Source organism: Kiloniella sp. EL199, from assembly GCF_900313065.1.
Lineage (GTDB): Bacteria > Pseudomonadota > Alphaproteobacteria > Kiloniellales > Kiloniellaceae > Kiloniella.
Window position 1 is genome coordinate 235788 of the sequence record NZ_OMPU01000011.1, and the last position, 25748, is coordinate 261535.

Below are 25748 nucleotides of genomic sequence, written 5' to 3' on the forward strand. Positions count from 1 at the left end.
GGGCAACTTATCTTGTTAAGCAAAGATTTTAGGAGAAAAAGCAATGTCCCGCTCGCACGATATAAACAGACGCAATTTACTGAAAGCTACCGGATCAGCGCTTGCCGCAGTCTTTATTATATCTGGGCCGACAAAATCCTTTGCCGCCCAAGATCCGGTTTACACCAGCTTTCTTTCTTCAGTCGCAATCAATGGTTATGATCCCGTCGCCTATTTCAAAGCAGGCAAGCCGGTAGAAGGGTCCCAAAACCACAAGACGGAATGGATGGGGGCAACCTGGTATTTCGCGAATAAAGAGAACCTGGATACCTTTATCGCATCACCCGAGGCCTATGCCCCACAATATGGCGGCTATTGTGCGTGGGCCGTTGCTCAGGGAAATACAGCCTCCACAGATCCTCATGCCTGGAAAATTATCGATAACAAACTTTATTTGAATTACAGTGCTGATATTCAAAGTCGATGGGAACGTGATATTGCCGGGAACATCAAAAAGGGCGACAGCAACTGGCCCAAAGTGCTGAACGATTAAAGTCAGATAACCAGATGAAAACTCTTTAGCTGTCCTCTTTCCATAGACAAACTTTCGAGTTAGTACTTATGCGCTAAAACAAATCTAATCTTTGGCCAGATGGATCACCGATGTGATCACCAAATGCCCGTCGGCTGACACTATAGTGTTTTGTAATATTTGCCACGTAGTTCATTGTTTCGTAATCGATAATCTTACGTGTGATTTGCTCAATGTTGGAAACCATTTATTGGAATTCAACCCTTTCTTTACAGCCTGCTCCCACATGAAGTGAACTTTGTTTGGCACTGCATTACAGGCCGTAAACGTGAAATCAACAATACCTGAATTCACCCCATAGTTTTCACCAAGCTCAACCAAAAGAAAATCAATAACAGTTTCACTCTAAGTAATTATTTATTAAGGGCTACAAGTTATTATTTTCATGAAAACAAGGGTAGTGAACTGAGAGAATTCGCATTTTATATACATAAAAATAAATGTGAAATCATACCCTCTTTTCATAAAATCTTAACATGTGCGGTACCAAAGCTAAGTGCGTTAAACCAGAAAAACTGAACGCAACTAATCGTTCACTTTAGTGTTCGCAGTGCAACTGGATCTTACTCTACTTTTGCCACCCTCTCAGAGGTCCAAATGAAAAACTTACCCATTACAAACAAGGAACGTTTTTTTGCCGATGATGATATAATTGTCAGCAAAACCGACCTGAAAGGCCGTATCACCTATGTCAATCAAATATTCCTTGAAATTGCAGATTACAAAGAGCAAGACGTCCTCGGACAACCCCACAATCTGATCCGCCATCCCGACATGCCACGCTCAATTTTCAAACTTCTTTGGGATACCTTACAGAATCAACAAGAAATATTCGCCTATGTAAAAAACCGTGCCAAAGATGGCGATCATTACTGGGTTATTGCCCATGTTACGCCCAGTAAAAATGCTCAGGGGAAAATTATCGGTTATCATTCAAACCGAAGAGTCCCTGATCGCAAAACATTAGATGAAACGATTATCCCCCTATATCGCAGCCTTCTTGAAATTGAACAAAGCTCGGATAGAAAAACCGGGTTGGACAACTCATACAATAAACTGACGACCATCCTTCATGATCATGGTTTGGCGTACGATGAATTTATTGCAAATGTCATGAGAAAAGCGGGGTAAAGTTATGTTTGGGAGCAGTTCAAGCAAAGAATTACAGCAGATACTCGATGTATGCCAAGCCGTATCCAACGGGGATTTTGAAGCCCGTATCACCGATATAAAATCAACAGGCAAGACTGCAGAGATCATGCACGCGATTAACCGGATGATTGACCGTACAGATGCCTTCATGCGCGAGGCAACGGCTTCGCTGGAATATGCCAGCCAAAACAAATATTATCGTCGCATTGCTGAAAAAGGCATGGTTGGGTCCTTTGGTGTTGCTAGTCAAACAATCAACGAAGCCATGGATTCAATGGAAAACCGAGTGCATTCTTTCTCTGATATTGTGACAGACTTTCAGGAATCAATGAACTCAATTGTGTCAACAGTTTCGTCTGCCTCGACCGAGCTTAATGCCACATCCGAAGCCATGACAGCCACAGCAAGTCAAACCAGTGAACAGGCAACCGTTGTCGCCGCAGCATCGGAAGAAGCTGCCGTCAATGTGCAAACCGTTGCATCTGCTGCAAACCAGCTTTCGAGTTCAATTAACAAGATAAACAAACAGGTCTCGCAATCATCAAGCATTTCCATCGAAGCCGTTGCCGAAGCCCAGGAAACAGCTGCGATGATTTCCACGCTGTCAGAATCATCAGAAAAGATCAGTGAGGTCATGAAGCTGATCAAAGACATTGCAGAACAAACCAATCTGCTTGCTCTTAACGCCACCATTGAAGCTGCCCGCGCCGGAGAAGCAGGAAAAGGTTTTGCCGTTGTCGCCTCAGAAGTCAAAAATCTTGCAAATCAGTCAGCAAAAGCAACCGAAGAAATTGCCTTGCAAATTTCCAGTGTACAGGACGCAACAAAAAATGCTGTCTCGGCCGTCGACAAGATCAAAACGGTTATTGAGCAGGTCAACGATAGCTTCACAAACATATCTGCCGCAATAGAGGAACAAGGGGCAGCTACACAGGAAATAGCCCGTAACGTCGACGAAGTTTCCACGGGAACAAATGAAGTCACCAGCAATATTCAGAAAGTAACGGCTGGATCTGTTGAAACCGGTAATGCATCAAAAGATGTATTAGTTGCGTCGTCTGAACTTTCCAAACAAGGAGAGATGCTAAACGGTGAAGTTAATCGCTTTCTGGAATCTGTGCGCGCCGTGATCTAGCCAATCCATTGGCCGTTAAAGCCACGACTTTTATATTTTAACCCCCGTACAGTTCGGCTATTCTGCTTCGCAATGGCAGTACGCCGACGGTACGAGGGTTTTACACTGGCCGTTCACAGTCGCCAAAGACAGGCAATAACACCAGATCTCAATAAATACAGGTCGCAGTAAACAAGGAAGAATTTACGATGCCATCATTTGATATCGTCTCAAAAACCGATATGCCGGAAGTTAACAACGCGCTTGATGGTGTGCGCCGGGAAGTCACCCAGCGCTATGATTTCAAAGGCTCAAACTGTGAAATCACAATTGAGGGCGAGATCATTACCATTCTGGCCGATGATAATCTGAAATTGACCCAGATGCAGGAACTCCTGAAAGGTCATGTTACCCGTCGTGGTATTGATGCCGCGGCACTCGATTTTGGCAAGGAAGAAGCCGCATCCGGCAATATGGTACGTCAACAAGTTACCCTTAAACAGGGTATTGACCGCGAGCTTGCCAAAAAGATCACCACAGCCATCAAGCAATCCAAGCTCAAGGTTCAAGCCGCTGTTCAGGGCGATGAAGTCCGTATCACAGGTAAAAAACGTGACGATCTCCAGGGCGCTATCGCCATGATTAAAGAACTGAACATCGAACAGCCGCTACAGTTCGAAAACTTTAGAGATTAGGACTACAATTTTGAGTAAAGCTGCGAAAGCCCGGCATTCATGTCGGACTTTCTTCCAGCAAATGTCAACAGTAGTAGACTCTTCCTCCTCAAGCATATTCTACCTAGCCGAACTTACTTTAGCTGGTTATCGGAGACAGCCCCTGATATAAAAAAATGCGTGCAATAGAACCCATCCATACCGAAATCGAAGAACTCGCCTCTGTTATGGACATAATCCATAAGCTGTGCCTATAACGGTTTATGGATACTCAAATTATCAGAAACTTGTTTTTATTCTTGGGAGCTTCATTATCGCTAACAAGCATGAGTTTTGCGCAAGAAAAAGTTAACGTTGTCAGTGAATCAAATTTTCATGCCTTAATCATTGATAAAAATGGTGTCACACGAAAATATGAGACAACTGTGATTCCAAACATACCAGACTTTGTTTGTTATGGTTGGCAATTACAACTCACTAATGCTGACAATCTTGTCAAGTTTACAGAAAAATTCTCACTGCCATCTGAACCTGACTATTGGGCAAACGAAGATAATAAGTACGCGACAAATACTATTTCAAATGATCGGAAAACTTCCGTGACCGAAAAATTTGTAGTGCCTGACAATGAGTGGATTGAAAACAGTTGGTGCATAGCTGAAGGTGATCCCAACGGAATCTACACAATGGAGGTTTTCATTTCGGGTGCTTTAGCCCATGAATTTAAGTTTGAAATTGTATCTGTTAAAGAATTTCAGAAACTTCAAAATTAAGAATGCATCAAGATAATGGCGGAGAGAGAGGGATTCGAACCCTCGATACGCGATTAACGTATACACACTTTCCAGGCGTGCGCCTTCAGCCACTCGGCCACCTCTCCAGCATTATAGGGCACCCTTGGGTGCGAGGCGGAATTTAATGGGTATGGGCAGAGGATGCAACCATTTTTTGCACCAGATTAGCACACCATTTATTGAACTTCTGGCAAAGCAGTTAAGTCTTGATTTTGACAGACAAAATTTCTTTACTCATCCTTATACTATTGGGTTTTATGCTGACATTCGTGACGGCATAACTTGAGCTAAAATTTTATCGGAATAGAAAGTATGACTCTCGTCCTGCGAATACTCGGCTGGCTCTTTCTGGCAATCGCCCTCGCGTCGCTCGCCTTTGATCTCTTCCAGTTGATGGGAAAGGATAGTTTTCGGCTCTCGTTGTTGGGAGAAAACTGGTTTGCCGTGCATTCCGGCTCACTCAATCTGTTACAAGCCATCACCGAACGCTATATCGGATTATGGCTATGGGATGATGTCTTCTCGCCCCTACTCTTTCTTCCGACCCTGGTTTTCGGCCTTATCGCCGCCGCGATCTTCTTGATACCCGGTTATCTGTTTAAAAGTAGCCGCAGAAGACGCCGCTAGAGAAAATTCGGTTAAACAGAAAATAATGCAAAAAGCGGTACGACAAAGCCTCGGAATATCTAAAGTGTTATGCTTTTTACAAACATAAAAGCTCATGCCCCGATACTCTCAATTACTTCAGGCATCATAAAAAATTTTATAACATTTCCTCACATAAAAGAGGCAGAAAGATAATAACAAATCTTTCTGCCTCTTTTATGTATAAGTCTCGCGATTGCAGGGCTTTGACAACTAAGCTTAAAGTCTGCCGCAGATTATTTTACTTCTGCACCCAGGAACCATCTTCAGCCTGGAACCATGTTCCACTTGGTGCTTTGTTCATAATCTGTTTGGCGTAAACCATACCGACCTGCTTGACACTGACGCCTTCTTTATTCGCCCGCTCCTGATAAATTTGTGTCCGTTTTGCATTTGTAGCAGACACAAAATCAGATGCCGAACCATCACGTGCAACCGCCAAGCCATCGTAACGCTCACCGACAGCGCCAGAACTACGCAAGCTATCAAGATCAGCGGCCCAGGCTGTTGGCCAGGCTATTGGAATGACCGATGCAAATGCAAAAGCCACAAACAGAACTCTCAACATTTTCATGCTTTTAAAAACCATTGTTTCAGTTTCCTCCACCGACAATCTAGAAGAGATCTGGGTTATTATTGATGTCATCTTTCGCCTGATCTTCAAGACGGACGCGGACTTCGGCATCCAGCTTGATATTCAGGTTGATTGTGATCGGCTCTTTTGGGGCCTCAACCTTGACCGTTGGCGTACAAGCCTGAAGCCCCATTACAACCGTGGCAACAAGAACAAGCTGCTTGTTTATATTTTCATTCAGAAGGCCACCCAAGGCGTTATCCTCTGTTATTAGTCATTAAATTCTCTGAAGAATAGTCATCGAAATAAGGCAAGGGAAAGGCATTTTTACGCCCGCTTGCGATTTCGATACCATTTCAAACATTATTATTGCTTATTTATTCAACAGCCCCGAAACCAACCCTTGTGAAAGTTTTTGCCCTTGCAAAAGGACCTCAAGCAAAGGTTCTACCTTGGTTTCAAGATTAATATTCAATCGAAAAGGATGCCCGTCGAGAACGTCTTTATTAGCGCCACTAATGCCCAAACTTACCTGAGCTGGAGAGTTGATTGGCTTATCAATATCCAATGTGAGTTCTGTGTATTCAAAATTCTGCAAAGCTTTCACCAAGAGCTCGACCTGTTCCCCCCCTGCTGCCAAGGCATCCGCGATTAACTGCGAACGAATTTGTAAAACTCCCGGCCCTTCCGTCGCCAAAGCGCCTTTTTCAATAATAATTTGCTCCCCTTCAAACTTAATAGGGATCTGCCCCGTAAGCTGCCCTGTACCACTGAGATCTTCGCGCCCAATCAAGGTAAAAAGCTCTTTTAAATCCAACTTTTCTACTTGTAGAAGTATCGATTTTCGATCTGCGAGAACTGGAATTTTTTGCGGTTCAAAACCAAGATTCCCCCCCGCGATCATCAATCCGGCGTTACGGAGATCAACAATAAAATCATCCTCTTTGGACTCTATACCAAACACCAATTCTATATTTGAAATTGGTACTCCCGCATCAAAAGATGCAACCTCAAGCTTCTGACCGGGCGGCAAGACTAGTTCTGCTATGCCTTGAAAGAAAAATCGCCCGACCAAATTCTTGAAAGGAAGTTCATTAATCTCTGCGTCGGATAGATCCACATTCAAATACCCGTGCCCATCGGGAACACCCTTGTTGAGATCCAGCTCAACACGCCCGGAAACCGAGCCATCACTGACCTTTAGATCAGACAGATGCGAGGTGAATATCTTCGGTTGGATCCCATTTTCACTAAAGGAAATCTGAGGAATAGCCGCTTCAATCTTTCCATCAAGTGAAATCAAATCCATATTCCCGACAAGGTTCAATAACTGTGTACCCTCGAGAAGCTTCACATCAGCAGACAGATCTGTCTTTTCCAATGGCCCCGAAGTCTTCCCCATAAAGGTAAATACAGGTAAAGCAAGCTCGGGATCTTCCGGTTTGATGTTAGCTTCGAACAAGCCATCAAGAAAAAGTTTCTTAACATCAAAATCGCTGGTCAGTTGAAAGAAAGGCGTGGTGACATCATTACGAATAGCGTTGATCTTTAACTTTTGATCCGGCAATTCGATTTCAGATATTGTTGTCCCGATATGCCATTTATCCCCCTCGCGTCCTCGAAGTTTGCTCGAAAAATTAGAAACAATAATATCATTGTTTTCTTTGACCAGATTGAGTTTCAGCGCTTTAGCACGAAAATCACCAGAAACACTTTTGAGTTCAACAGCATTTTCTGCCGCGTCCGGCAGAAGTTGGAGCTCACTCTGAAAATCCTTAAAAGAGAAGACCTCTTTGGCCTGAGTTCGAATAACACCAGGAACTTCGAACTTTGCAAGCTTGATTTGTCCCTCACCACCGATGAATATCAGCTTCTCTCCATCTAAAGCTAGCCCCCCTTGTGCTTTGCTTTGTGTAGCATTGAGAAGATAATCTTGCTGTTCTTTAGACTGAGTATTATCAACACCCTCTGTTTTCACGCTCCAGTCACCCCGCCAACCTTCTGAAGCGCCTTTCAAGAGATTGATAGCTAAGGATCCGTCAGATATTTTATGTCCAGCAAACTCTAGTGCTCTTCCTCTGACATCAAGAGCCGCATTTTCGAGTTGTACTTGGTCATATCCTCGACTGATTCTTCCCGTTGCCTGCATCAAAGACGTTATCTCAACAGGTGTTTCTCCGCGGATTGTAACCCCAATCCTACCCGTAACAGGCTGTTCATCATTCAGGTTAAAGGTAATGATCGTTTCGGCAGGGTCGATTTCCCCGGATAAGGACGGACCGAACATTTGTTTTATGGCAGGGGGAATTGTTTCATCGGTGGCCCAATTCTTTAAATTGAACTGCCCAACTTCTCCAAGGCCAATTTCGGTCTCGGGACCTTTTTGTATAAGCTTTAAGGGTATTTGCCCATCAAAACGAGCTCCTGAAATCAGCTGCCCCTCTGCCCAAAGATCTGTAATCAAGTTCACTGTCGCTTGCCCCAGATGAAGCATCAGGGGATTGATTGCCTCTCGCCATCTTGAGAGCTGGACCTCACCCGTATCAATCTGGCCAACACCATCCAGATTAACCTTTACCCGGGTACGTTCTATATCTGGTGGCAAAAAAGCCTTTGGAATATTACCTGTTATATCTCCGAAAGCATTCCAATTCAGGCCGGGGTCATCCAGAAAAAAGGATGCCGCACCTTCCCCTGAAACACCAACCTTCTGCCACTTGATATCCCAGTCAATTTGCAGGTCAGAACTTGAAAAAATAGCTCCGAGATAAAATTCTTCCGGTTCATAATCGGCCAGATGGCCCCCTTCAAAGCTAATCCATCCCTGCAGATCATCTTCCGAATGCCCCCTGACTTCGACAGCAAAGGGCAACTGCGCAGCCCCCAGATCAGTCATAATTTGAAGATTACTATTATTGATTTTAAGTGCGGGCCTAAAAGGGAGTACAGGTAAAGATGATTGAGACTCTGTTTGCCCTTCAGATCCAAACAAACTGTCCAAAGATCCTAAAACAGGCCCTTGACCAGTGACATCAAGCGACAAGAATAAACGATCGATATCAACCGCCAACTCACCCCCTTGCCACAAATCGATCAGATCATAGGTCAAAACAAGACGATCAAGGGTAATCTCTCGCTCGTCACCAATGACTATGTCCTGAACGACAACTTCATGGTGGGATAGTTCAGAAACTTCGGCAAAAAAACCGGGTACTACCAAATTGTCTGCTACCTGATCCAATAGATACTGAGCAAGCGAGAGACGATAATAGATTGCGGAACCGCCAATCAAAAGCATCACGGCCCCGAACCACAAGAGCCTAAGCCCCCATTTTTTCAAGCTATTTTTTCCTGCAATCATATCCTCAGATTAACACAGGAAGCGTCGGAGGAAAGTCACTATTCATTTCATACTTTAGAATAATCAGGTAAAAATTTCATAGGGAAACAAACACTTAATCCAGAACACTTTATGGTAAAGCCATGTCGCATATTGTACCTTGTCTGATGAGAGCACACCTAAACATAAGCAGATAGATAATATTTCAGGAGCACGTGAGGCTATGGCACAGAGGATCAAGGTTCTTATTAATGCAATCAAGGATCAAGCCCTCAACATCAAAACCTATGAACTTGTCAGCTCCGACGGCGAACCTCTTCCCCCCTTCTCCCCCGGTGCACATATTGATTTTTTCCTGCCTAATGATCTGATCAGGCAGTATTCCCTGTCAAACTCTGCCAATGAGAGAAACCGATACGTCGTTGGCATTCAAAAAGAAGAGCAAGGCCGTGGAGGATCACGCCTCATCCACGATCACTTCAAGGTCGGTGATGAAGTCGAAATTTCTCCACCCAGAAATAATTTCGAGCTAGATGAGACAGCCCAACGCTATAAGCTGATTGCTGGCGGAATTGGCATTACCCCGATCATGTCCATGGCGCGCCAGCTGAAAGCCATCGGTAAACCTTTTCAACTCTATTACGCTTGTCGCAATGAACAACGTGCAGCTTTTCTTGAAGAGCTGAGGTCAACAGAATTATCGAAGCACGTGGTGCTTTCCTATGATGATGTTCACGGCCCCCTGAATACATTAACCCTGTTCGGACGAGCAGAGCCAAATGTGCAAATATATTGTTGTGGCCCAACCGGGTTGATGGGTGCCGTAAAATCAGCGACGAGATCCTGGCCAGCAGAAAGCGTTAGATTTGAACATTTCTCAGCAAGTGAAGACACTGGCCCGCGAGACAATGACGGCAGTTTCGAGGTCATCATTCAAAGTACGGGACGTGTTTTACAAATCCCCGCAGATAAAAGCATCCTCAGCGTTCTGGAAGAAAACGGAATCTTTATAGATCATGCCTGTTGCGAAGGTATTTGCGGCACATGTGAAACAGGTCTTATCGACGGGGAGGCAGATCACCGTGACATGATCTTAACCGAAGCTGAAAAACAGGAAAATCAACAAATCATGGTTTGTTGCTCCAGAGCAAAAACGCCAACACTGACACTGGACCTTTAAGATGTTGCTGACTGTACTAGGCTGTAAAAAAACAATGTTTTCTCCTTAAGTAAAATCACGAGGTGGCATCAAACGTTTTTCTGACCTATCATGTTTGCAGTTTAATCCTTTACCCATTCATAACCTATTTCGGGGGAATTTATGACTTACTTAAAACTTGCTCTTGCCGCTCTTTTTATTACAGGTCTTAGCGCCTGTTCACCAGAAGTTGGTAGCACAGAATGGTGTGATGCACTGAAAGAAAAACCAAAAGGTGATTGGTCAGCCAATGAAGCCGCTGATTTCGCAAAGCACTGCATTCTATAAACACACACTACTTTACAAAGGTATGCCTATGAGTGAGGGGTTGGATAAAGAACTTCAGGAGTTCGTCTCGGTATCAGAGAGTTTTTCTATACCAGGAACAACCGACCTGAAGGATATCAGAGCCGGTTACAATCTGATGTGTCAGCATTACAATACCCCTCACCCCGAGGACCTTAAGATTCTCGAGGGCGTTGTCGAAGGCCCGGAAGGTGACATTCCTATCCGGGTTTATCGCCCCATTGAAACGATTGAAGAAGCAGACCCAAGAACGCCGACTAAACTTCCAACTTTCTTGTATTTTCACGGTGGTGGATGGGTACTTGGTGATCTTGATAGTCACGATGCCATTACGGCTGATCTTGCCAGTCAGGCAAAAGTACAGGTCATCGCCGTCGATTACCGATTGGCCCCAGAACATGTGTATCCGGCAGCTCTGGACGATTGCTGGGCAGTCTATCAGGCCATTACAGAAAACCCGAAAATATTTGGTGTTGATAGTAATCGTTTAATTATCGGGGGTGATTCAGCTGGCGCTTCGTTGGCTGCAAGTGTTGCCCTTATTGCCAGAGATATGAATCTTCTGGGGCTTAATGCTCCGTCATTAGCAGGCCAGTTGCTGATTTATCCTGCTCTAACAAGTGAAAACCTGCCATCACGCACAACACAGGCACAAGCACCTTTGTTCAGCACATCCGATCTGGATAACTTCATCGACTATTATCTCGGGCATAAAGCCATCGAAGAAAACAAACAAGATTTCAAAATCTTCCCAGCCCAAGCGGAAGATTTTTCAAAGTTACCAGCTGCCTTTATCAGTGCCGCAGAGCTTGACCCCCTCGCAGACGACGGTCCGGATTACGCTGACAAGCTGAAAGTTGCGAGTGTTCAGGTAAAATCCATCGTCGAACCCGGCCTGATGCATGGCTGGCTGCGCGCCCGACACACCAGCCCAAGAGCATCTGAAGCCTTTGCCAGAATCGTGCAAGCACTAAAGAGTTTGTCTATCTGAAATAAAACTTACGATACTCAGTTGATACTTTAAAATTCACTAATCTGGTCGTTATTTTCCCAACGAAATGTTCGATTAAACAGTTTTATTTTGACTGATTTAAACGACACTCTCTTATAGTCGCCATTTAATATTATCACGGACATCCCTTATAGAAATTTAAGCAATACATAACTTATCTTTTGACCAAGTCCAGAATTAGAATTTTCAGTTATAATGACTATCGGAAAACTCCTACAATTTCTCTTGGTCGAGGGCCAAGTGTTTTCTGTGAATCAGTTTCAATCCGCCACCTATAAGTAGCTAATATTTATTTAACCGCGAAGATCCGCTGCGTACGTGTCATTTGATTCGTTGCCGCTGTTTATCGCTATTTCTGGTGGGCTTTAAATTTATTTTCTAGGTTCGCCGCAGATATAGTGCTCTCCGATATTAAATCGATCACAAACACTACCTATCCCAATAATATATATAGAAAAAATACCTATTTTAGAATTGATCTAAATCATTGGCATAATAATTTTTAGATCGAATAGTTATCGAAACGAGTTATTAATATGGAGTAGAACAATGAACACAAAACTCATGTTGACCAGTATCTTGTTTGCCTCAATATCTCAGGTGGCATTGGCCGACGAATTACGCGATGTAGCCTTGGAAACTTTCAAACCGCTACCGTCAACTATTCCTGCAGTAAATGATAACCCAATCACCAAGGAAAAAGTGGCACTTGGCAAAGCGCTTTTTTTTGATCCACGGATGTCTGCTTCTGGCGTGTTCTCTTGCAATTCTTGTCACAATCTAGCTACTGGTGGAGATGATAATCTTGAAACCTCTATTGGCCATGGCTGGCAAAAGGGCCCTAGAAATTCTCCTACGGCCTTGAACTCCGTCTTCAATGAAGCACAATTCTGGGATGGTCGCGCCGCTGATCTCGCCGAACAGGCAAAAGGGCCAGTTCAGGCTGGGGTAGAGATGGCCAATACGCCAGACAATGTGATTGCAACCTTAAAGTCCATGCCTCAGTACGTAACTTGGTTTGAATCTGCATTCAAAGGGGAAACAGATCCAGTCACATTTGACAATTTTGCAAAAGCGATTGAAGCATTTGAGGCAACACTCATTACTCCCGCTCCTTTCGATGCTTGGCTGAATGGAGATGATGCTGCAATGTCAGAGATACAGTTGGCTGGTCTTGAAAAATTCATGGATCTGGGTTGTTCTTCTTGTCATTCTGGAATCAACGTTGGTGGGCATGGTTATTACCCATTTGGCCTGATTGAAAAACCAGGCGCAGATGTTCTTCCCGTTGGTGACAAAGGCAGATTTTCAGTAACGGATACAGTGGATGACGAGTATGTTTTTCGGGCGTCACCGCTACGTAATGTTTCCCTAACAGCGCCTTATTTCCACTCCGGAAAAGTTTGGGATCTGAAAGTCGCAGTCGAGATCATGGCAGAAAGCCAATTAGGAGAAGAGATTGACGAAAAAACCACTACGCAGCTCGTGGCTTTCCTTAATAGTCTTACTGGAACATTACCTGAAGTAATTTACCCTGTTTTACCAGCGGAAACGTCGAGTACTCCAAGGCCGAACGGTGAAGTTTTACCTAAATAGCCACTTTTCTCGAACGTAAAGTGGCGCAACTTAAAGGCCTCCTATCAATACCACTTATTCAAGCTTGGCTGATCATTAGAAACCAAGTCTGGATTTCGTATATTTCAGGAGGCCTTTATTTGTTTTATCAAATGTCATTTTCTTCGCAGGTCTGGTAATAGGCTTCTGAAATAGTGGATTGAAATCCAACGATCCTAACCCTAATTCCACGATCTTGTGCTCCCTTACAAATTCGACTGAAATGACTTCCATCACATTCTAGGTGTATTGCGAAGCTACTTATTCGTGCTCACACCTTAGCCAAGATAGAATCTCAATTAGATTTCGACCACTTCGGCACTTAACCTTGATAGCTTTTTTAAAGCGAGAATATTGCAATTTTTTATATGATAAACTTGCTTATTTTTTACGAACGAGTGTCATGCCATCCGAAAAGGGAAGCATCACCATTTCCACCCGTTCATCTTTAACAACAGCTTCATTTAATCGACGGATAGCGTCTGTAACGGGCTCTTTCACAGTTGCCTTGGCAACGTTTCCATACCAAAGAACATTATCAATCACCAACAAACCATCTGTCTTCAAAATTTTGAGGCAAGCCTCGTAATATTCAGGATATCGTTCTTTATCGGCATCAAGGAAAATCAAATCAAACTCAAGTCCCTTGTCCTGCAATCTGGCGACTTCTGCCAAGGCATCACACAGGCGGAGTTCGATCTTATTTTCAACACCAGCCTCGAACCAAAAGGCCTCGGCAATATCTGTGAACTTCTTTTGATTATCCAGCCCAAGCAGTACACCATCATCAGGCAATGCCCTGGCCATACACAAACTGCTGTAGCCGGTGAAAACACCAATCTCCAAAACGGATCGGGCCTTTAGCATCTTAACAAGAAAGAACAGGAATTGCCCCTGTTCCGGACACACCTGCATATGGCCGAATCTCATTTGCAATGTTTCTGCTCTCAATCGGGCTAGTAGCGAATCTTCCCGCCCGCCAAAATTGAGTAAATATTCTTGCAGTTCATCCGTAATAGAAACATGGCGAGAATTCATAAAAAAATTCCATTGTTTTCAAATAATCACGACACCTTTTACCATGGCAACGACCTATTTTCACAAGCATAAATTACAGTGTCGCAAACGTCGATCTCGCTGTCGTTTTTCAAGGCGCCCAAGTGACAGGGTTTCATAAAATCGGCCTAAGAAATGAACTTAAAAATGACAACTCCTCCAGGTGTTTCATGACGTTAATCTTTTGATTTTATGAAAATAATTGGGAAGTCGGTCCGCGATATTCTCAATACGGCAGGCTTCAACATGGAACAATACCATGAAGAAAACTTTGAAGCGCCGATCATTGAAGAGGAAGACCATCCAGAGCACGACGACATCATCATTGATGACGATGCGAAATCATCTGTTAGCTTCACAAAATCGAAGAAAGACACCCGAGTTCAAGAGTCCGATACCATCCTGAGCGCCGCCAAGAAAACAGGCCTTCATATTCCGAGCGCCTGCCAGTTTGGTGTTTGTGGAACCTGCAAAGTCAAAAAGGTTTCCGGTGAAGTTCATATGGTTCACAACGGTGGCATTACCCAAGAGCAGATCGACGATGGTTATGTTCTTGCCTGTTGTTCCAACCCGTTGGGAGATGTCGTTATCGACTTCTAAGTGTATACTTGAAACAAGGAGATGACCTTTGACAGGATCATCTCCTCTGCAACCTTCATATAATTATATGACCTCTTTCGTGCCCAACAGTCACAAATCTTTTCCAAACTTTCCTATCGTCTCTTCATATTTCTGACGTTACTGTAGTCGCAAAGATATAAAAAGGGACTAGAGATCATGAAATTACTGCGGTATGGCCCCATTGACAAAGAAAAACCCGGATTGTTGGATCAGCAGGGAAATATCCGAGATCTTTCCGCAGTCATTGACGATATCAACGGCAAGAATCTCAATTCTCAAGCTCTTTCAAAAATAAAGGAAATAGACCCTGCCACTTTGCCATTGGTAGAAGGCACACAGAGGGTAGGCCCCTGTATCACTAATGTTGGTAAAATCATCTGTATCGGCCTGAACTATCACGATCATGCCAAAGAAGTCGGCGCGAAACCAACCCCAGAACCCCGCATTTTTATGAAGGCAACATCTTCAATCTCTGGACCTTATGACAATGTTGAAATCCCTAGGGACTCAGAGAAAACCGATTGGGAAGTCGAGCTTGGCGTCGTCATCGGTAAAAAAGCAAAATACATCGAAACAAATCAAGCTATGGATCATATCGCCGGTTACTGTTTGGCAAATGATGTGTCAGAACGGGATTTTCAAATGCATCGATCCGGACAATGGGTAAAAGGCAAAAGTCACGACACTTTTTGTCCCCTCGGCCCGTGGCTGGTTACATCAGATGAAATTGAGGACCCCCACATGCTTCCAATTTGGCTGAAAGTTGATGGCACGCGCTATCAAAACAGCTCAACAAGCAACCTTGTCCACCGTATTCCAGAAACAATTGCCCATCTTAGTCATTTTATGACGCTATTCCCTGGGGATGTTATTTTGACAGGCACACCTTCTGGTGTCGGCATGGGGATAAAACCGGTTCCACTTTTCCTGAAACCAGGCATGACAATGGAACTTGGAATTGATGGCCTTGGTATCCAAAAACAAATAGCCGTTTCTGCGTAAAGATCTCCCCGTTAACATTTCGCAATTATTCTACGACAAACACATCAAAAGGATGTGATCTACAAATTTGTGCTTCCGTTTTGCCTTAAATAATATAAATACTGGCTCCCAATTAGATATAAGAAATGAACAAGCCTTCGGCACGATAGGAAATCGCGCCCATAAAATTGGATCCAGTGTTGATAGTGACCTTGAAAAAACTTCATAACTATTGGAGTAAGAAAAAAGAGCAACGGCCTTTTCCTGCCCGAAAAGATCTTGACCCGCTCGATTTTCACTATGCTCTTGGTGACGTTTCTCTGATTGACGTTGAGCAAAATGAAAATACTCCTAATCCAATCTACAAAGTTCGCTTGCTAGGTAGTAATATTCAAGAGCGTATAGGTAGTTCTTTTTCCAATCGCAATCTTGATGATTTCCCCGAACAGGGCTCCCTCAACAAGATGCGTATTGCCTATCGGGAAGTTCTCAAAACAGGGGAACCTCTGGCTTATCCCAGCTTCTTTAAGTATGGCGAAAAAGAACAGCCCTTTGTTTGCTGTATCTGGCCGCTTTCAAGTGATGGGAAAAAAGTCGATATGCTGCTTTGCTGTCGAGAGCAGATCTTTAATAAGGCTCTTGTGCCCGATCAATGCCATCTCTCGAAAGAACCGGAAATATGGCCGTACCAACAATGGGGAACCAGTCCCCTTTTCTCTACTCTGGTTCATTAAAGAGCATGCTCTTTAACTATTTAAAAACCTAAAAAGGCTCTGAATGAAAAATTCAGAGCCTTTTTAATTAGCGTAAAAGTAAAGCCTTACATTTCAGCACTTCATCCTTTATTCAACGATCAACTTTTGACTATCTAACAAGGCTTTTATAGCATCGTCTTGCGAGCCACCATTCAAGAGATCCACATTATCGAGACGGATCGTTGTTGTGATATTACTCGCCCCAGCACCATCATGATCTATTGTTACAACAGTGCTCCCCTGATCTTCTGAAAGAGATAGATAATCTTTTAACGCAACCGCAGTTGCTTCACTATTTGTCCCGGCAGTAAAACCACTAAGAAGAGCGCTCAGATCAAGAACATCACCTTCGGAAGCATCAAAATCAGTAATGATATCACTCCCGCCAACACTATCAGCTTTGAAGACAAAGATGTCTGCACCATCGCCACCTGTCAGGGTATCGTTGCCTGAACCGCCGGACATTTTATCTTCATAAATACCGCCGATAATAATGTCGTTACCTTCACCGCCATCAATAAGTCCGCTGATACGGCCACTTGATCCTGAATCTTCATGGAAAAGATCAATGATATCGTTACCGTCATGAGCATAAAGACCACCGGTAACATTTACACCGCCTGAGAGTTCAATAGAGTCATTTTTATCAGATGCAACGATATCTCCATTGATATCTCCATTTGTAGAGATCGCATAATGCGCTCCTTTACTGCCCTGAGCAGGACTTGTGGCTAAAGTCATACCATCAACACCATGCGAGTTACCGTTTTGACCGATACTATCCGGAGCTAAATCACCATCCCATGTGCCGGATGACAGATGAATATTCCATGGATTAACGGCCCCAGGAACAGGATCAACATCTGTCTTACCGTTAATATCAATAACAAGTTCAGCGATGCTCTTATCACCATCTCGGTCTTCAACGGTATAGGTAAAGGTTTCTTTTAGAACACCACCATCATTGAGATCATCGACAACAGCATGGGCATTATTCAACTCATAACTATAGCTGCCATCATCTTTGACGGTTAGGGTTCCATAAAGGCCTCCGACAATCATCCCTGTTGCTTCATCCCAGGTAATGGATTTAAAGCCATCAGCCCCCAGCTTGTCCGCGTTACCATCAGTGCTGTTATTGTCACCAGAAGTCACATCATTCCCGGTTACAACATTGCCTGTTGCCACTAAGCCGCTATCTTCGGTTACACTGTCAATGTCATCAGTTGCTACAGGTGTACTGTCTTTAACGTTGATGATAATACTAGCTGTCGCTGTATCCCCGTCACCATCAGTCAGCTTGACTACGAATTTTACAGGAAGCGAATCACCATTGGGATGATTATGATCCAGTGCTTTGGTCTGGCTATAAACATACTTGCCTGAGGTCGTATTAAAGACCAGCTTGTAAACCAAAGCACCTGTTGGCTGACCATTATCCAGCTCACGACCTTCAATTGTAATATAAGAGCCACTAATGACCGGATCAGTCGCTTCAACATCCACACCATTGGCATGGAGAGTTGTCGGACCTTCAATCTCAAATTTATGACCGCTGACATCAGCACCAATATCAAAGGTCATTTGACCTGCAACAGCACCGCCAACTGGTCCGCTTCCAGCACTGGCACCATCGACATCAATCTTGAGATTCAAATCGCCATAATCTGCATCAGAATATGGGAACCTTAGATCTTCCCAGTTATAATTGCCCTCATGGTCATTGTCTAATACATGCGTAGTACCATCACTATTCAATCGTGGGTCAGAAAAATAAGCCGATTCACCAGCACCTTTGACTTCATCATTGCCAATAAAGGCCGTCCACTTCCCATTGATGTTCTTGAAGGTGACGGCGGCCCCATCCTTGAAATAAGACCCATTGTGATCAACACCATCAGGTACAGTAAAGAAGCCGAATGTTACACCATTTGGATAGTCTGCCTTGTTAATAATAGCACTTACATCATCACCGACCTTGAAAACAGTTGAATGCGCATCCGCCTGAACGATCTGCCCACCAATCGGATTGCCATTCGCATCAGCGACAAAGAAACCGATGCTGTTATGATGCCCGGCATAAGATGTTTCTGCAGATTCAATGTTGATTGTGACAGTATCTTCTGCGTTCTCCAGATCATACACACCCTGAACAAAGTTGCCTTCATCCAACTCAGCGGCGGTATTCTCGATAACTGGCCCCGAATCAGCGACTTCAACGATCAACTGACCTTTATCTGTATCCCCGTCACCATCAGTAACTTCGTAACCGAACACCAGTTTCAGGGCTGCATCAAGTTTCGCACCTTTGTGATCCAGCGCCCCAAATTGGCGGAAAGTATAGTCACCCGTTTCTTTGTTCAGATAGACGTCAAAAACAGGCTTACCATCTGCACGACCAACCAGGACAAGATCATCACCGTTTTCTGTCAACTGAATAGAAATCGGGTTACCGCCAGAAGACAGGTCGGCAAGATTGACGGGATCACCGTTATTGTCAGTAACAGCATCCAATGTAATTGCCGTAAACTCACCGCCATCAGCACCGAAATCAACATCGATTTCACCTTCGGCAATTGCTGTTGCACCAGGTAAGCTGTCTTCGTCGACAGACGTATTAACTTGCTCTTCAACAACAGGCACACTGTCCTTGACGTTAACAACAATATCAGCTGTCGCAGTATCACCGTCACCGTCGATCAACTTGACGCCAAACTTAACAGGCAAGACTTCGCCATTCGGATCATTGTGATCCAAAGCTCTGTACTGGCTGTATACGTATTTCCCTGTTTTGGTATCAAACGTCAGCTTATAGACCAGATCCCCATCAGAAGTCTTTCCTTCGATAACAATTAAAGAGCCGGAAATGATTGGTGTCCCTGCTGTAACGACCTCACCATCTGAAACCAGATCGGACGGACCTGTAATTTCGAACTTGTGACCGACAACATCTGTACCAACATCAAAGCTCAATTTACCAGAAACGGCGCCCCCGACAGGTGCTTCGGCATTTTTAGCTCCATCAACCTTGATTTGAAGGTTTAGATCGCTGTAATCCGCATCAGATCCGGGGAAGCGAAGATCTTCCCAGTTATAGTTACCGCCGTGCCCATTATCATAGACATGAGCAGCACCGTCACTGTTTAAAGTTGGATTTGAGAAGTACGCAGATTCACCGGAACCTTTAACCGGGACACCATTGATATGCGGTACAAGTTTGCCATTCACATTTACAAATGTAACATCGGCACCGTCTGTATAATCACCGCCGAGATGGCTATTTTTATTCCCACCGTTAGGAACGATAAAGAAACCAAATGTTGCTCCATCCGGGTAATCTGCCTTGTTGAAGCTAACAGAAGCATCTGATCCAACTGCGAACTGACTGGAATGTCCATCAGCAACGATGATCTGCCCACCAATTAAATTACCATTGGCATCTGCAACATAAAACCCGATGCTGTTATGAAAACCAGCCCGTGATACATCAGCGGATGTCACCGTTATAGTCACTGGATCCGTAGCATTAACCAGATCATATTCACCCTGAACAAACTTGTCTTCGTCCAGACATGATGATGAACCTGTGATCGTCGGCCCATCGTCTTTAAGATCAATCTTGGCTTCGGCATACGGGCTCGCGTCACCTTCGTCATCAACAGCACGGTATTTCAGAACCAGCTGTTTCAAGTCATTATGATCAGATGGGATGCTGCCATCGGTATCGTGGTTAATCTGCCCATATTGGACAAAAGTCATTTTCACCGACCCAGAAGACGTAGTTCCCGGTTGCCCCAGATGCACAGCAAAAACAGCATTTCCGCTTGGATCAAGTCCCCAAACAATATTTGGATTGGCATCATCTGTATGAAGCGTGATTGCAACTGGAGCAGCATCCCCACCTGTGTAAAGACCGCTTGGTGTGCCGTTATAATCCTCAAACTGCAGAGATTCCACTTTTACATCAGCTGCGTCCTTTGGCGTACCTGCACCATCCGTTTTAAAGTCAAAGGCAACATCACCTTGGGCTTGTCCGATCACTGCCCCATGCTCACCAACAGTACTTGCAACAAGTGCTGCAACTACACCGGCATTTAACGAAGCCTGATCGCCTGTCCCGGCATCAACACCGTCTGTCTCGTCATGAGAAAAATGAACTTCTTCAACTGTAGGAGTGTCTTCATTAACTTTAACAGTGTGAGTTGTCTCGCTCTCGGAACGGTTGTTATCTGTTGTTAGCTCTTGGTCTGTTGTATTTGTTTCTTCGGCAATTGCTTTGATTTTTATTACCGCGTCACCACCATTATGTGGCTCCCCATCGCTCCAACGTGATGAAGACCAATCCTGCGGATTAAATTCGAAATTTAGGTCAACATTTTCACCAAGAGACGTCACGTCAATCGTGATGGAATAGGTTGTGTTAAGACCAATCTTACCCGGGTTTTCTCCGCCCAGACCATCAATCATGTCCGGCGTGAATGGAAACTGCGGTATCCAGTCAGAAGGAATGTTACTAAGAACGATTGTATGGGTTTCAGATCCGTCATTATCAGTGAAGGTAACATCAACAGGCACTTCAACAATCGCCTGTTCATCGTATACATTATCACCCTTATCAGATGGTCCCGAAATACCTTTGAGCAAGTTGGCAAGAAGATCTGAACTGTCGGACGACAGGTCCAGCACTTTCCCACGGCCCAGGAAATCTATAAGATCTTTATATGTATCTTTAACATCAGAAGTCACCATAAAAACAGGTACAACACCTGATGCTTCAAGTGCAGCTTTCAACTGTGCAAGCTCTGGATAGTCTTCATCCAGATCGTTTGTCAGATCACCATCGCCATCATTCTTACCAAGGCGTAGTGCATCACCAGCTTTGTGAAAATCTGCATCCGTTGTCAAAACAACATATTTTGTTGCGCCCTCACGAAATCCCAGATCAGCAGCATTCTTGGCAAGATTAAACAGTGCCTCAATTTGAGCTTCCGGACCATCACCACCCGAACCAAGAGTGAAGGCATCGACTGCCGCTTTTACAGCATCCAAATCAGCGGAAACATCCTGCGCATTTTTATAAACATAGTCCCCATCACGTCCAAGACCACCAATTGCTTTATCAATAAAGCTCCCCGCACCAAGATGGACATCTGCTGAAAAATCACCATTCTTAATTTTACCAATTAAGTCGGCAATTGCCTGCTGCACATTAGGCACATCGTCACTAAAAGAACCGGAAAGATCTTGCAGCAAATACAGATCAACAAGACCATCACCGTCCAAACTACCCTCGTTACCAAAAATCGGTTTGTCAGCAACAGCATCAATAATTGCAACGACTTCAACCGGGATTGAAGTACTTTCACCAGAATCCGGGTCTGAAATATTAGCCGTAACATTCAGTGTAAGATCAACATCAGAGTTTGTGTCCGGCTTGATAAATACCTGATCAAAGTCACCCGGCGTTATCGTTACGGGGAAAGGCCCACTATAGATATTCGCGGCATCAGAGCCCCCGACATAAAGCACTGCATTTTCAGGAAGCGCCTCAATAACAATTGAATCAAGTGTTTCGTTATCTGACGGTGTGAAGTTGAATTCGACCTGCATTGGCGCAGGTCCTTCATTACCAATATGCTGATTTGGTCCCCAATCTTCGAAACCGCCGTCATAATCACGTGCTTCAATACCACCTTTCACTTCACCGACGGCTGTTCCGGTTGTGATAAAGCTGACATCAAAGGTACCTTCGGCAGGATCAGTGATATCCCCACCATTTGCGAGTAGTCCGAACTCAAGCTCTGTGCCCCCAAGCGTTCCCAAAGCAGACAAGCCATCAATGACATCCCCCAGATTGTCATTGTACTGGCTTCCCCCGCCCCCTGTTGGACCGGCATCTGCGCCCGCAGCAGTCTCCAGTGTTTCTCCTTCACCAAGGGCTTGTGCCTGACCGATCAAAAGGCCAGCTGAAAGCTCAACACCACCGATCACAAGAACCGGGGCATCTGTGCCCTGAGACTCCTCGACCAGATTTTGGAATACAATCCGACTATCTGCACTGCCATCACCATTTGTATCGAAAGTCAGAACAAAATCATTTCCTTCAATCAGCGGCGTTGCAGCTGTAGCATCAAAATTCAGGGTTGCCGTTTGCCCTTTACCAAGAGAAATATTCTTGGTTACTCCACTTTCCGGTGCCGTAATTTCTTGTATCTCAGCCCCCTGACCAACAAGAAGATCACGCCCCTCGACACCTGAAAGGTTCTCACTTGTGCGCTGTACGAGCTCAACAGCCATTATAAACTCCAGTTCTGATTTTAATGAGAGTTATCCGACCCCCTGCCAGATAACCTGAATGGATTAGTTTTAACGGGATCTAAAATAACGAATCAAAAAATAACCACAAATGACAACATTCTTAATAATATATAAATATGTATGATTTTTACAAATTTTGTGGCTTTTTAAGGGTAAATATTTGATTATATTTGGAAAATTTATCTTATTTGAATAATTTAATTTAAGCTAATTTCACTTATTTGGCGAAACAAAAATACCATCCAAAATAACATCACACGAATCCATAAAAATCCATGAACACGCAAAAATGCCTTATTTATTCTTCCCAAACTTCAATGAATTTTGCGAAAACACGAAATACAGGAGTTACACAAACCCAATAAAATAAAGCCAGCCGATAAAATCGACTGGCTTTAAAGGAAAGACACAAAAAACTGACTTTCCTAACTGCATCAATATATTTTAGGGCAGATCAAATACTACCCACGACCACGATAAGGAGGAACGCCCTGATCCGGGATCCAGATACCTTCTGGTGCCGGACCAGATTGATAGAAAACATCAATTGGGATACCACCACGCGGATACCAGTACCCACCGATACGCAACCACTTTGGCTCCAGAAGCTCTTCGATGCGTTTGCCGATGGAGACAGTACAATCTTCGTGGAAAGCACCGTGGTTCCGGAAAGACCCAAGAAAAAGTTTAAGCGATTTGCTTTCGACCAGCCAGTCACCAGGTACGTAGTCGATCATAAGATGGGCAAAGTCCGGCTGCCCTGTAATAGGGCAAAGAGAAGTAAATTCCGGTGCTGTGAAGCGGACAACATAGCCAGATCCCTTTTGCGGATTGGCAACACGTTCCATCACAGCTTCTTCCGGGCTATCTGGCAGCTTACTGTCGCCGCCCAACTGGGTCAGATTTGAATAGATGCTTTCTTCTGTCATTTCTTTTCAAGCTCCAATGTTCAAGAGCAGCCACCCTTTTTGCGATTATGGGTGGCCCAATTCATTATACGAAAAAGATCTCGGCGAAATTAAACGCCGCGTTCATTGCCCCAGATCAAAACATGCAACTGAGGCAAGACCGTCGCGTCATACCACTCGTCTTCAACCACTTTATCAATGAGCCACCGCATCCGATCCATAACACCCGACATATCAATTGTGGGTTCTGTTTCCTCTACCGTACCCGGCGTATGATTTCCGGGTTGCAAATACATCCTCAGCCTCGGGAAGCGTCGATGCACTTCCTTGGCATAGGCATAGTCCCCATCATCAAAGACAACCACTTTCATAATGGTTTCTGTATCAGAACCAGCAGCAGCCACACAACTGACCAACAGATCCCAATCGGTTTCCATTTCCGACGACGGTGGTTTCGGGCTTAACGTCAGATTATCCAGCTTTGAAAACCAGTCTTTAACAACACTTCCCTGTGTTTCCAAAGCAAAGCGATAGCCCTGCTCATGCCCCAAATCAATCAAGGCCCCAAGCGGCTGAATAGCCGGGTTTCCCCCGGACAAAGACACGAGTAACGGCTTGCCGCCCGAAAGGGAAGCGACTTCCGCCATAATTGTAGCCGGAGACATTGGTTTCCACTGATCCCTGAAGCTTGAATCCACGGCATAGAGTGTATCACACCAACTACAACGGTAATCACAGCCACCCATGCGGACAAAAACAGTTGGCAGGCCCGTTAAAGCACCTTCACCCTGTATGGTCGGGCCGAAGATTTCACTGACCCTTATTGTACGCGCGTTCGGCGGCGCATCGGAAAACATTTTCATGCCCGATGTATTGTCGTTTGATGTTCCGGTAATCATGGTCTGTACTCGGCCCAGGTCTTTGGGGTTTCGCTCACCCGCAGGGCCGTGACCTCTGGCCAGCGTTCAAACGACCAGTCAAACAGATGCTTGGACAGACGTTCAGCTGTAACATTATCATCCCCCAATACCTCATTAAGGTGACGGTGATCCAATACATCATCGATATATTGTTTCAGCTCGCTTAGCTCGAGATAATCACGAACAAAGCCAGCTGAATTCAAATCTTCACCAGACAGTTCAATCTCAACAATATAGTTATGACCATGCAACCGTGAACAGGGATGTCCATCAGGAACCCCCATTAGCTGATGCGAAGCTGAAAAGGTAAATTGCTTAGATATACGATACATCCATCAGGCTCCCTTGGCTTTTTCAACAGCTTCAAGCCAATAGTCGGGATCTTGATAGATTGTCGGATCTTCTACATTAGCAATATGAAAGGCTTCGCGACGTTCCACACAGGTACCACACCGTCCACAGTGATGTTCATAGCCTTTATAGCAAGACCATGTGTCCTCGAAAGGAACCTTTAGACGACTACCTTCTGCCGCAATATCACTTTTGGGAAGGTGTACAAAAGGTGTATAGAGCTTAACCGCCGCGTAGCCATCCAGCGCACGCCGCTGCATTTCTTCGAAAGAATCAATGAAGGCAGGACGGCAATCAGGATAAATGAAGTGATCCCCCCCGTGAACCGCAGCGGCAACAGCATCTGCGTTCTCGGCAGCCGCAGCACCAAAGGCAATTGCCAACATAATCGCATTGCGGTTCGGTACAACCGTAACCTTCATGGTTTCTTCTTCATAATGTCCGTCAGGCACATCAACATCGTCAGTAAGCGCAGAGCCGGACAGCAAAGCACCTACATTGGCAATATCAATCACATTATGCGGAACACCAAGACATTCGGCACAACGGCGGGCATAATCGAGTTCTTTCTTGTGACGTTGACCGTAGTCGAAAGAAATCAGGCGCGTTAACTCAGCCTCCGCAGCAACCTTGTGCGCAAGCGTGACCGAGTCCAAGCCACCTGAACAGATGACGAGTGTTTTCATTCGTTCCAATCCTTGTTTTTCTACCGGGTAGGCTGCGACCGGGGAGCCCAACATTGCGCGGATGGCTCCAGTTTCGATTTAAATCGCGCCCCCCGATATACCCCAGAAGAAGAAAAAAGCAAAGAGCAAGAGCAATTCCTTAATCGAAGACCACCTAT

23 protein-coding genes and 1 tRNA gene are annotated in these 25748 nt (G+C 44.6%); 13 read left to right on the plus strand and 11 right to left on the minus strand.

What is annotated here, in order from left to right; genetic code table 11:
• Window positions 1-43: 43 nt before the first annotated feature.
• Window positions 44-532, plus strand: coding sequence for a YHS domain-containing (seleno)protein (locus D9A03_RS14355; protein WP_120497905.1), 489 nt, complete (start codon window positions 44-46; stop codon window positions 530-532).
• 73 nt (window positions 533-605) lie between these two features.
• On the opposite strand, the gene D9A03_RS19795 is transcribed toward D9A03_RS14355, so the two are convergent.
• Window positions 606-758: a hypothetical protein gene (locus tag D9A03_RS19795; RefSeq protein WP_162938168.1), complete on the minus strand. Its 153-nt coding sequence runs from the start codon at window positions 756-758 to the stop codon at window positions 606-608.
• Between the two features lie 410 nt (window positions 759-1168).
• Between D9A03_RS19795 and D9A03_RS14360 the strand changes: the two genes are divergently transcribed.
• The 4 genes from D9A03_RS14360 to D9A03_RS14375 all read left to right on the plus strand — a co-directional run bounded on the left by D9A03_RS14360 (window position 1169) and on the right by D9A03_RS14375 (window position 4284).
• Complete coding sequence (locus D9A03_RS14360; RefSeq protein WP_120497906.1) at window positions 1169-1702, plus strand: PAS domain-containing protein; 534 nt, start codon at window positions 1169-1171, stop codon at window positions 1700-1702.
• A 4-nt stretch (window positions 1703-1706) separates the two neighbouring features.
• Window positions 1707-2858, plus strand: coding sequence for a methyl-accepting chemotaxis protein (locus D9A03_RS14365; RefSeq protein WP_120497907.1), 1152 nt, complete (start codon window positions 1707-1709; stop codon window positions 2856-2858).
• A 188-nt stretch (window positions 2859-3046) separates the two neighbouring features.
• Window positions 3047-3532, plus strand: coding sequence for a YajQ family cyclic di-GMP-binding protein (locus D9A03_RS14370; protein ID WP_120497908.1), 486 nt, complete (start codon window positions 3047-3049; stop codon window positions 3530-3532).
• A gap of 242 nt (window positions 3533-3774) precedes the next feature.
• Window positions 3775-4284: a hypothetical protein gene (locus tag D9A03_RS14375; RefSeq protein WP_162938169.1), complete on the plus strand. Its 510-nt coding sequence runs from the start codon at window positions 3775-3777 to the stop codon at window positions 4282-4284.
• A gap of 16 nt (window positions 4285-4300) precedes the next feature.
• On the opposite strand, the gene D9A03_RS14380 is transcribed toward D9A03_RS14375, so the two are convergent.
• Window positions 4301-4391 (minus strand) — tRNA-Ser (locus D9A03_RS14380).
• Between the two features lie 226 nt (window positions 4392-4617).
• Here D9A03_RS14380 and D9A03_RS14385 point away from each other — a divergent pair.
• A complete protein-coding gene (locus D9A03_RS14385) occupies window positions 4618-4932 on the plus strand; it encodes a hypothetical protein (RefSeq protein WP_120497910.1) in 315 nt (104 codons plus the stop codon).
• Window positions 4933-5191: 259 nt separating this feature from the next.
• On the opposite strand, the gene D9A03_RS14390 is transcribed toward D9A03_RS14385, so the two are convergent.
• From D9A03_RS14390 to D9A03_RS14400, 3 genes are all read right to left on the minus strand, one after another.
• Window positions 5192-5539 (minus strand): YdbL family protein, encoded by a 348-nt coding sequence (locus D9A03_RS14390; RefSeq protein ID WP_120497911.1) that lies wholly within the window; start codon window positions 5537-5539, stop codon window positions 5192-5194.
• Between the two features lie 25 nt (window positions 5540-5564).
• Window positions 5565-5777, minus strand: a complete 213-nt coding sequence (locus D9A03_RS14395) for a YnbE family lipoprotein (protein WP_254055055.1) — start codon at window positions 5775-5777, stop codon at window positions 5565-5567.
• A 120-nt stretch (window positions 5778-5897) separates the two neighbouring features.
• Window positions 5898-8864 (minus strand): YdbH domain-containing protein, encoded by a 2967-nt coding sequence (locus D9A03_RS14400; RefSeq protein ID WP_162938170.1) that lies wholly within the window; start codon window positions 8862-8864, stop codon window positions 5898-5900.
• 223 nt (window positions 8865-9087) lie between these two features.
• Between D9A03_RS14400 and D9A03_RS14405 the strand changes: the two genes are divergently transcribed.
• The 4 genes from D9A03_RS14405 to D9A03_RS14420 all read left to right on the plus strand — a co-directional run bounded on the left by D9A03_RS14405 (window position 9088) and on the right by D9A03_RS14420 (window position 12976).
• Window positions 9088-10044 (plus strand): PDR/VanB family oxidoreductase, encoded by a 957-nt coding sequence (locus D9A03_RS14405; protein ID WP_120497913.1) that lies wholly within the window; start codon window positions 9088-9090, stop codon window positions 10042-10044.
• Between the two features lie 141 nt (window positions 10045-10185).
• Window positions 10186-10350: a DUF3012 domain-containing protein gene (locus D9A03_RS14410; protein ID WP_120497914.1), complete on the plus strand. Its 165-nt coding sequence runs from the start codon at window positions 10186-10188 to the stop codon at window positions 10348-10350.
• A gap of 28 nt (window positions 10351-10378) precedes the next feature.
• Window positions 10379-11359, plus strand: coding sequence for an alpha/beta hydrolase (locus tag D9A03_RS14415; RefSeq protein ID WP_162938171.1), 981 nt, complete (start codon window positions 10379-10381; stop codon window positions 11357-11359).
• A gap of 570 nt (window positions 11360-11929) precedes the next feature.
• The gene (locus D9A03_RS14420) at window positions 11930-12976 is read left to right on the plus strand and encodes a cytochrome-c peroxidase (protein ID WP_120497916.1); all 1047 of its coding nucleotides are present in this window, start codon (window positions 11930-11932) and stop codon (window positions 12974-12976) included.
• A 399-nt stretch (window positions 12977-13375) separates the two neighbouring features.
• Here D9A03_RS14420 and D9A03_RS14425 read toward each other — a convergent pair whose 3' ends face one another.
• The gene (locus D9A03_RS14425; RefSeq protein ID WP_120497917.1) at window positions 13376-14032 is read right to left on the minus strand and encodes an O-methyltransferase; all 657 of its coding nucleotides are present in this window, start codon (window positions 14030-14032) and stop codon (window positions 13376-13378) included.
• A 210-nt stretch (window positions 14033-14242) separates the two neighbouring features.
• Here D9A03_RS14425 and D9A03_RS14430 point away from each other — a divergent pair, with 210 nt between their 5' ends.
• The 3 genes from D9A03_RS14430 (at window position 14243) to D9A03_RS14440 (ending at window position 16386) form a co-directional block, all read left to right on the plus strand.
• Window positions 14243-14650 carry a 2Fe-2S iron-sulfur cluster binding domain-containing protein gene (locus tag D9A03_RS14430; protein ID WP_120497918.1) on the plus strand — a complete coding sequence of 136 codons (408 nt, stop codon included), beginning with the start codon at window positions 14243-14245 and terminating at the stop codon, window positions 14648-14650.
• Between the two features lie 177 nt (window positions 14651-14827).
• Window positions 14828-15673: a fumarylacetoacetate hydrolase family protein gene (locus tag D9A03_RS14435; protein WP_120497919.1), complete on the plus strand. Its 846-nt coding sequence runs from the start codon at window positions 14828-14830 to the stop codon at window positions 15671-15673.
• Window positions 15674-15858: 185 nt separating this feature from the next.
• Complete coding sequence (locus D9A03_RS14440; protein ID WP_162938172.1) at window positions 15859-16386, plus strand: PAS domain-containing protein; 528 nt, start codon at window positions 15859-15861, stop codon at window positions 16384-16386.
• 108 nt (window positions 16387-16494) lie between these two features.
• Here D9A03_RS14440 and D9A03_RS14445 read toward each other — a convergent pair whose 3' ends face one another.
• The 5 genes from D9A03_RS14445 to queC all read right to left on the minus strand — a co-directional run bounded on the left by D9A03_RS14445 (window position 16495) and on the right by queC (window position 25644).
• The gene (locus D9A03_RS14445) at window positions 16495-22704 is read right to left on the minus strand and encodes a DUF5801 repeats-in-toxin domain-containing protein (RefSeq protein ID WP_120497921.1); all 6210 of its coding nucleotides are present in this window, start codon (window positions 22702-22704) and stop codon (window positions 16495-16497) included.
• 482 nt (window positions 22705-23186) lie between these two features.
• Window positions 23187-23654: a preQ(1) synthase gene (gene queF / locus D9A03_RS14450; RefSeq protein ID WP_046504319.1), complete on the minus strand. Its 468-nt coding sequence runs from the start codon at window positions 23652-23654 to the stop codon at window positions 23187-23189.
• Between the two features lie 89 nt (window positions 23655-23743).
• A complete protein-coding gene (gene queE / locus D9A03_RS14455) occupies window positions 23744-24532 on the minus strand; it encodes a 7-carboxy-7-deazaguanine synthase QueE (protein WP_120497922.1) in 789 nt (262 codons plus the stop codon).
• The gene (locus D9A03_RS14460) at window positions 24529-24885 is read right to left on the minus strand and encodes a 6-pyruvoyl tetrahydropterin synthase family protein (protein WP_120497923.1); all 357 of its coding nucleotides are present in this window, start codon (window positions 24883-24885) and stop codon (window positions 24529-24531) included. The genes queE and D9A03_RS14460 overlap by 4 nt, the downstream gene beginning before the upstream one ends.
• Window positions 24886-24888: 3 nt before the next feature.
• Window positions 24889-25644, minus strand: coding sequence for a 7-cyano-7-deazaguanine synthase QueC (gene queC / locus D9A03_RS14465; RefSeq protein ID WP_216825493.1), 756 nt, complete (start codon window positions 25642-25644; stop codon window positions 24889-24891).
• Between the last annotated feature and the right edge of the window lie 104 nt (window positions 25645-25748).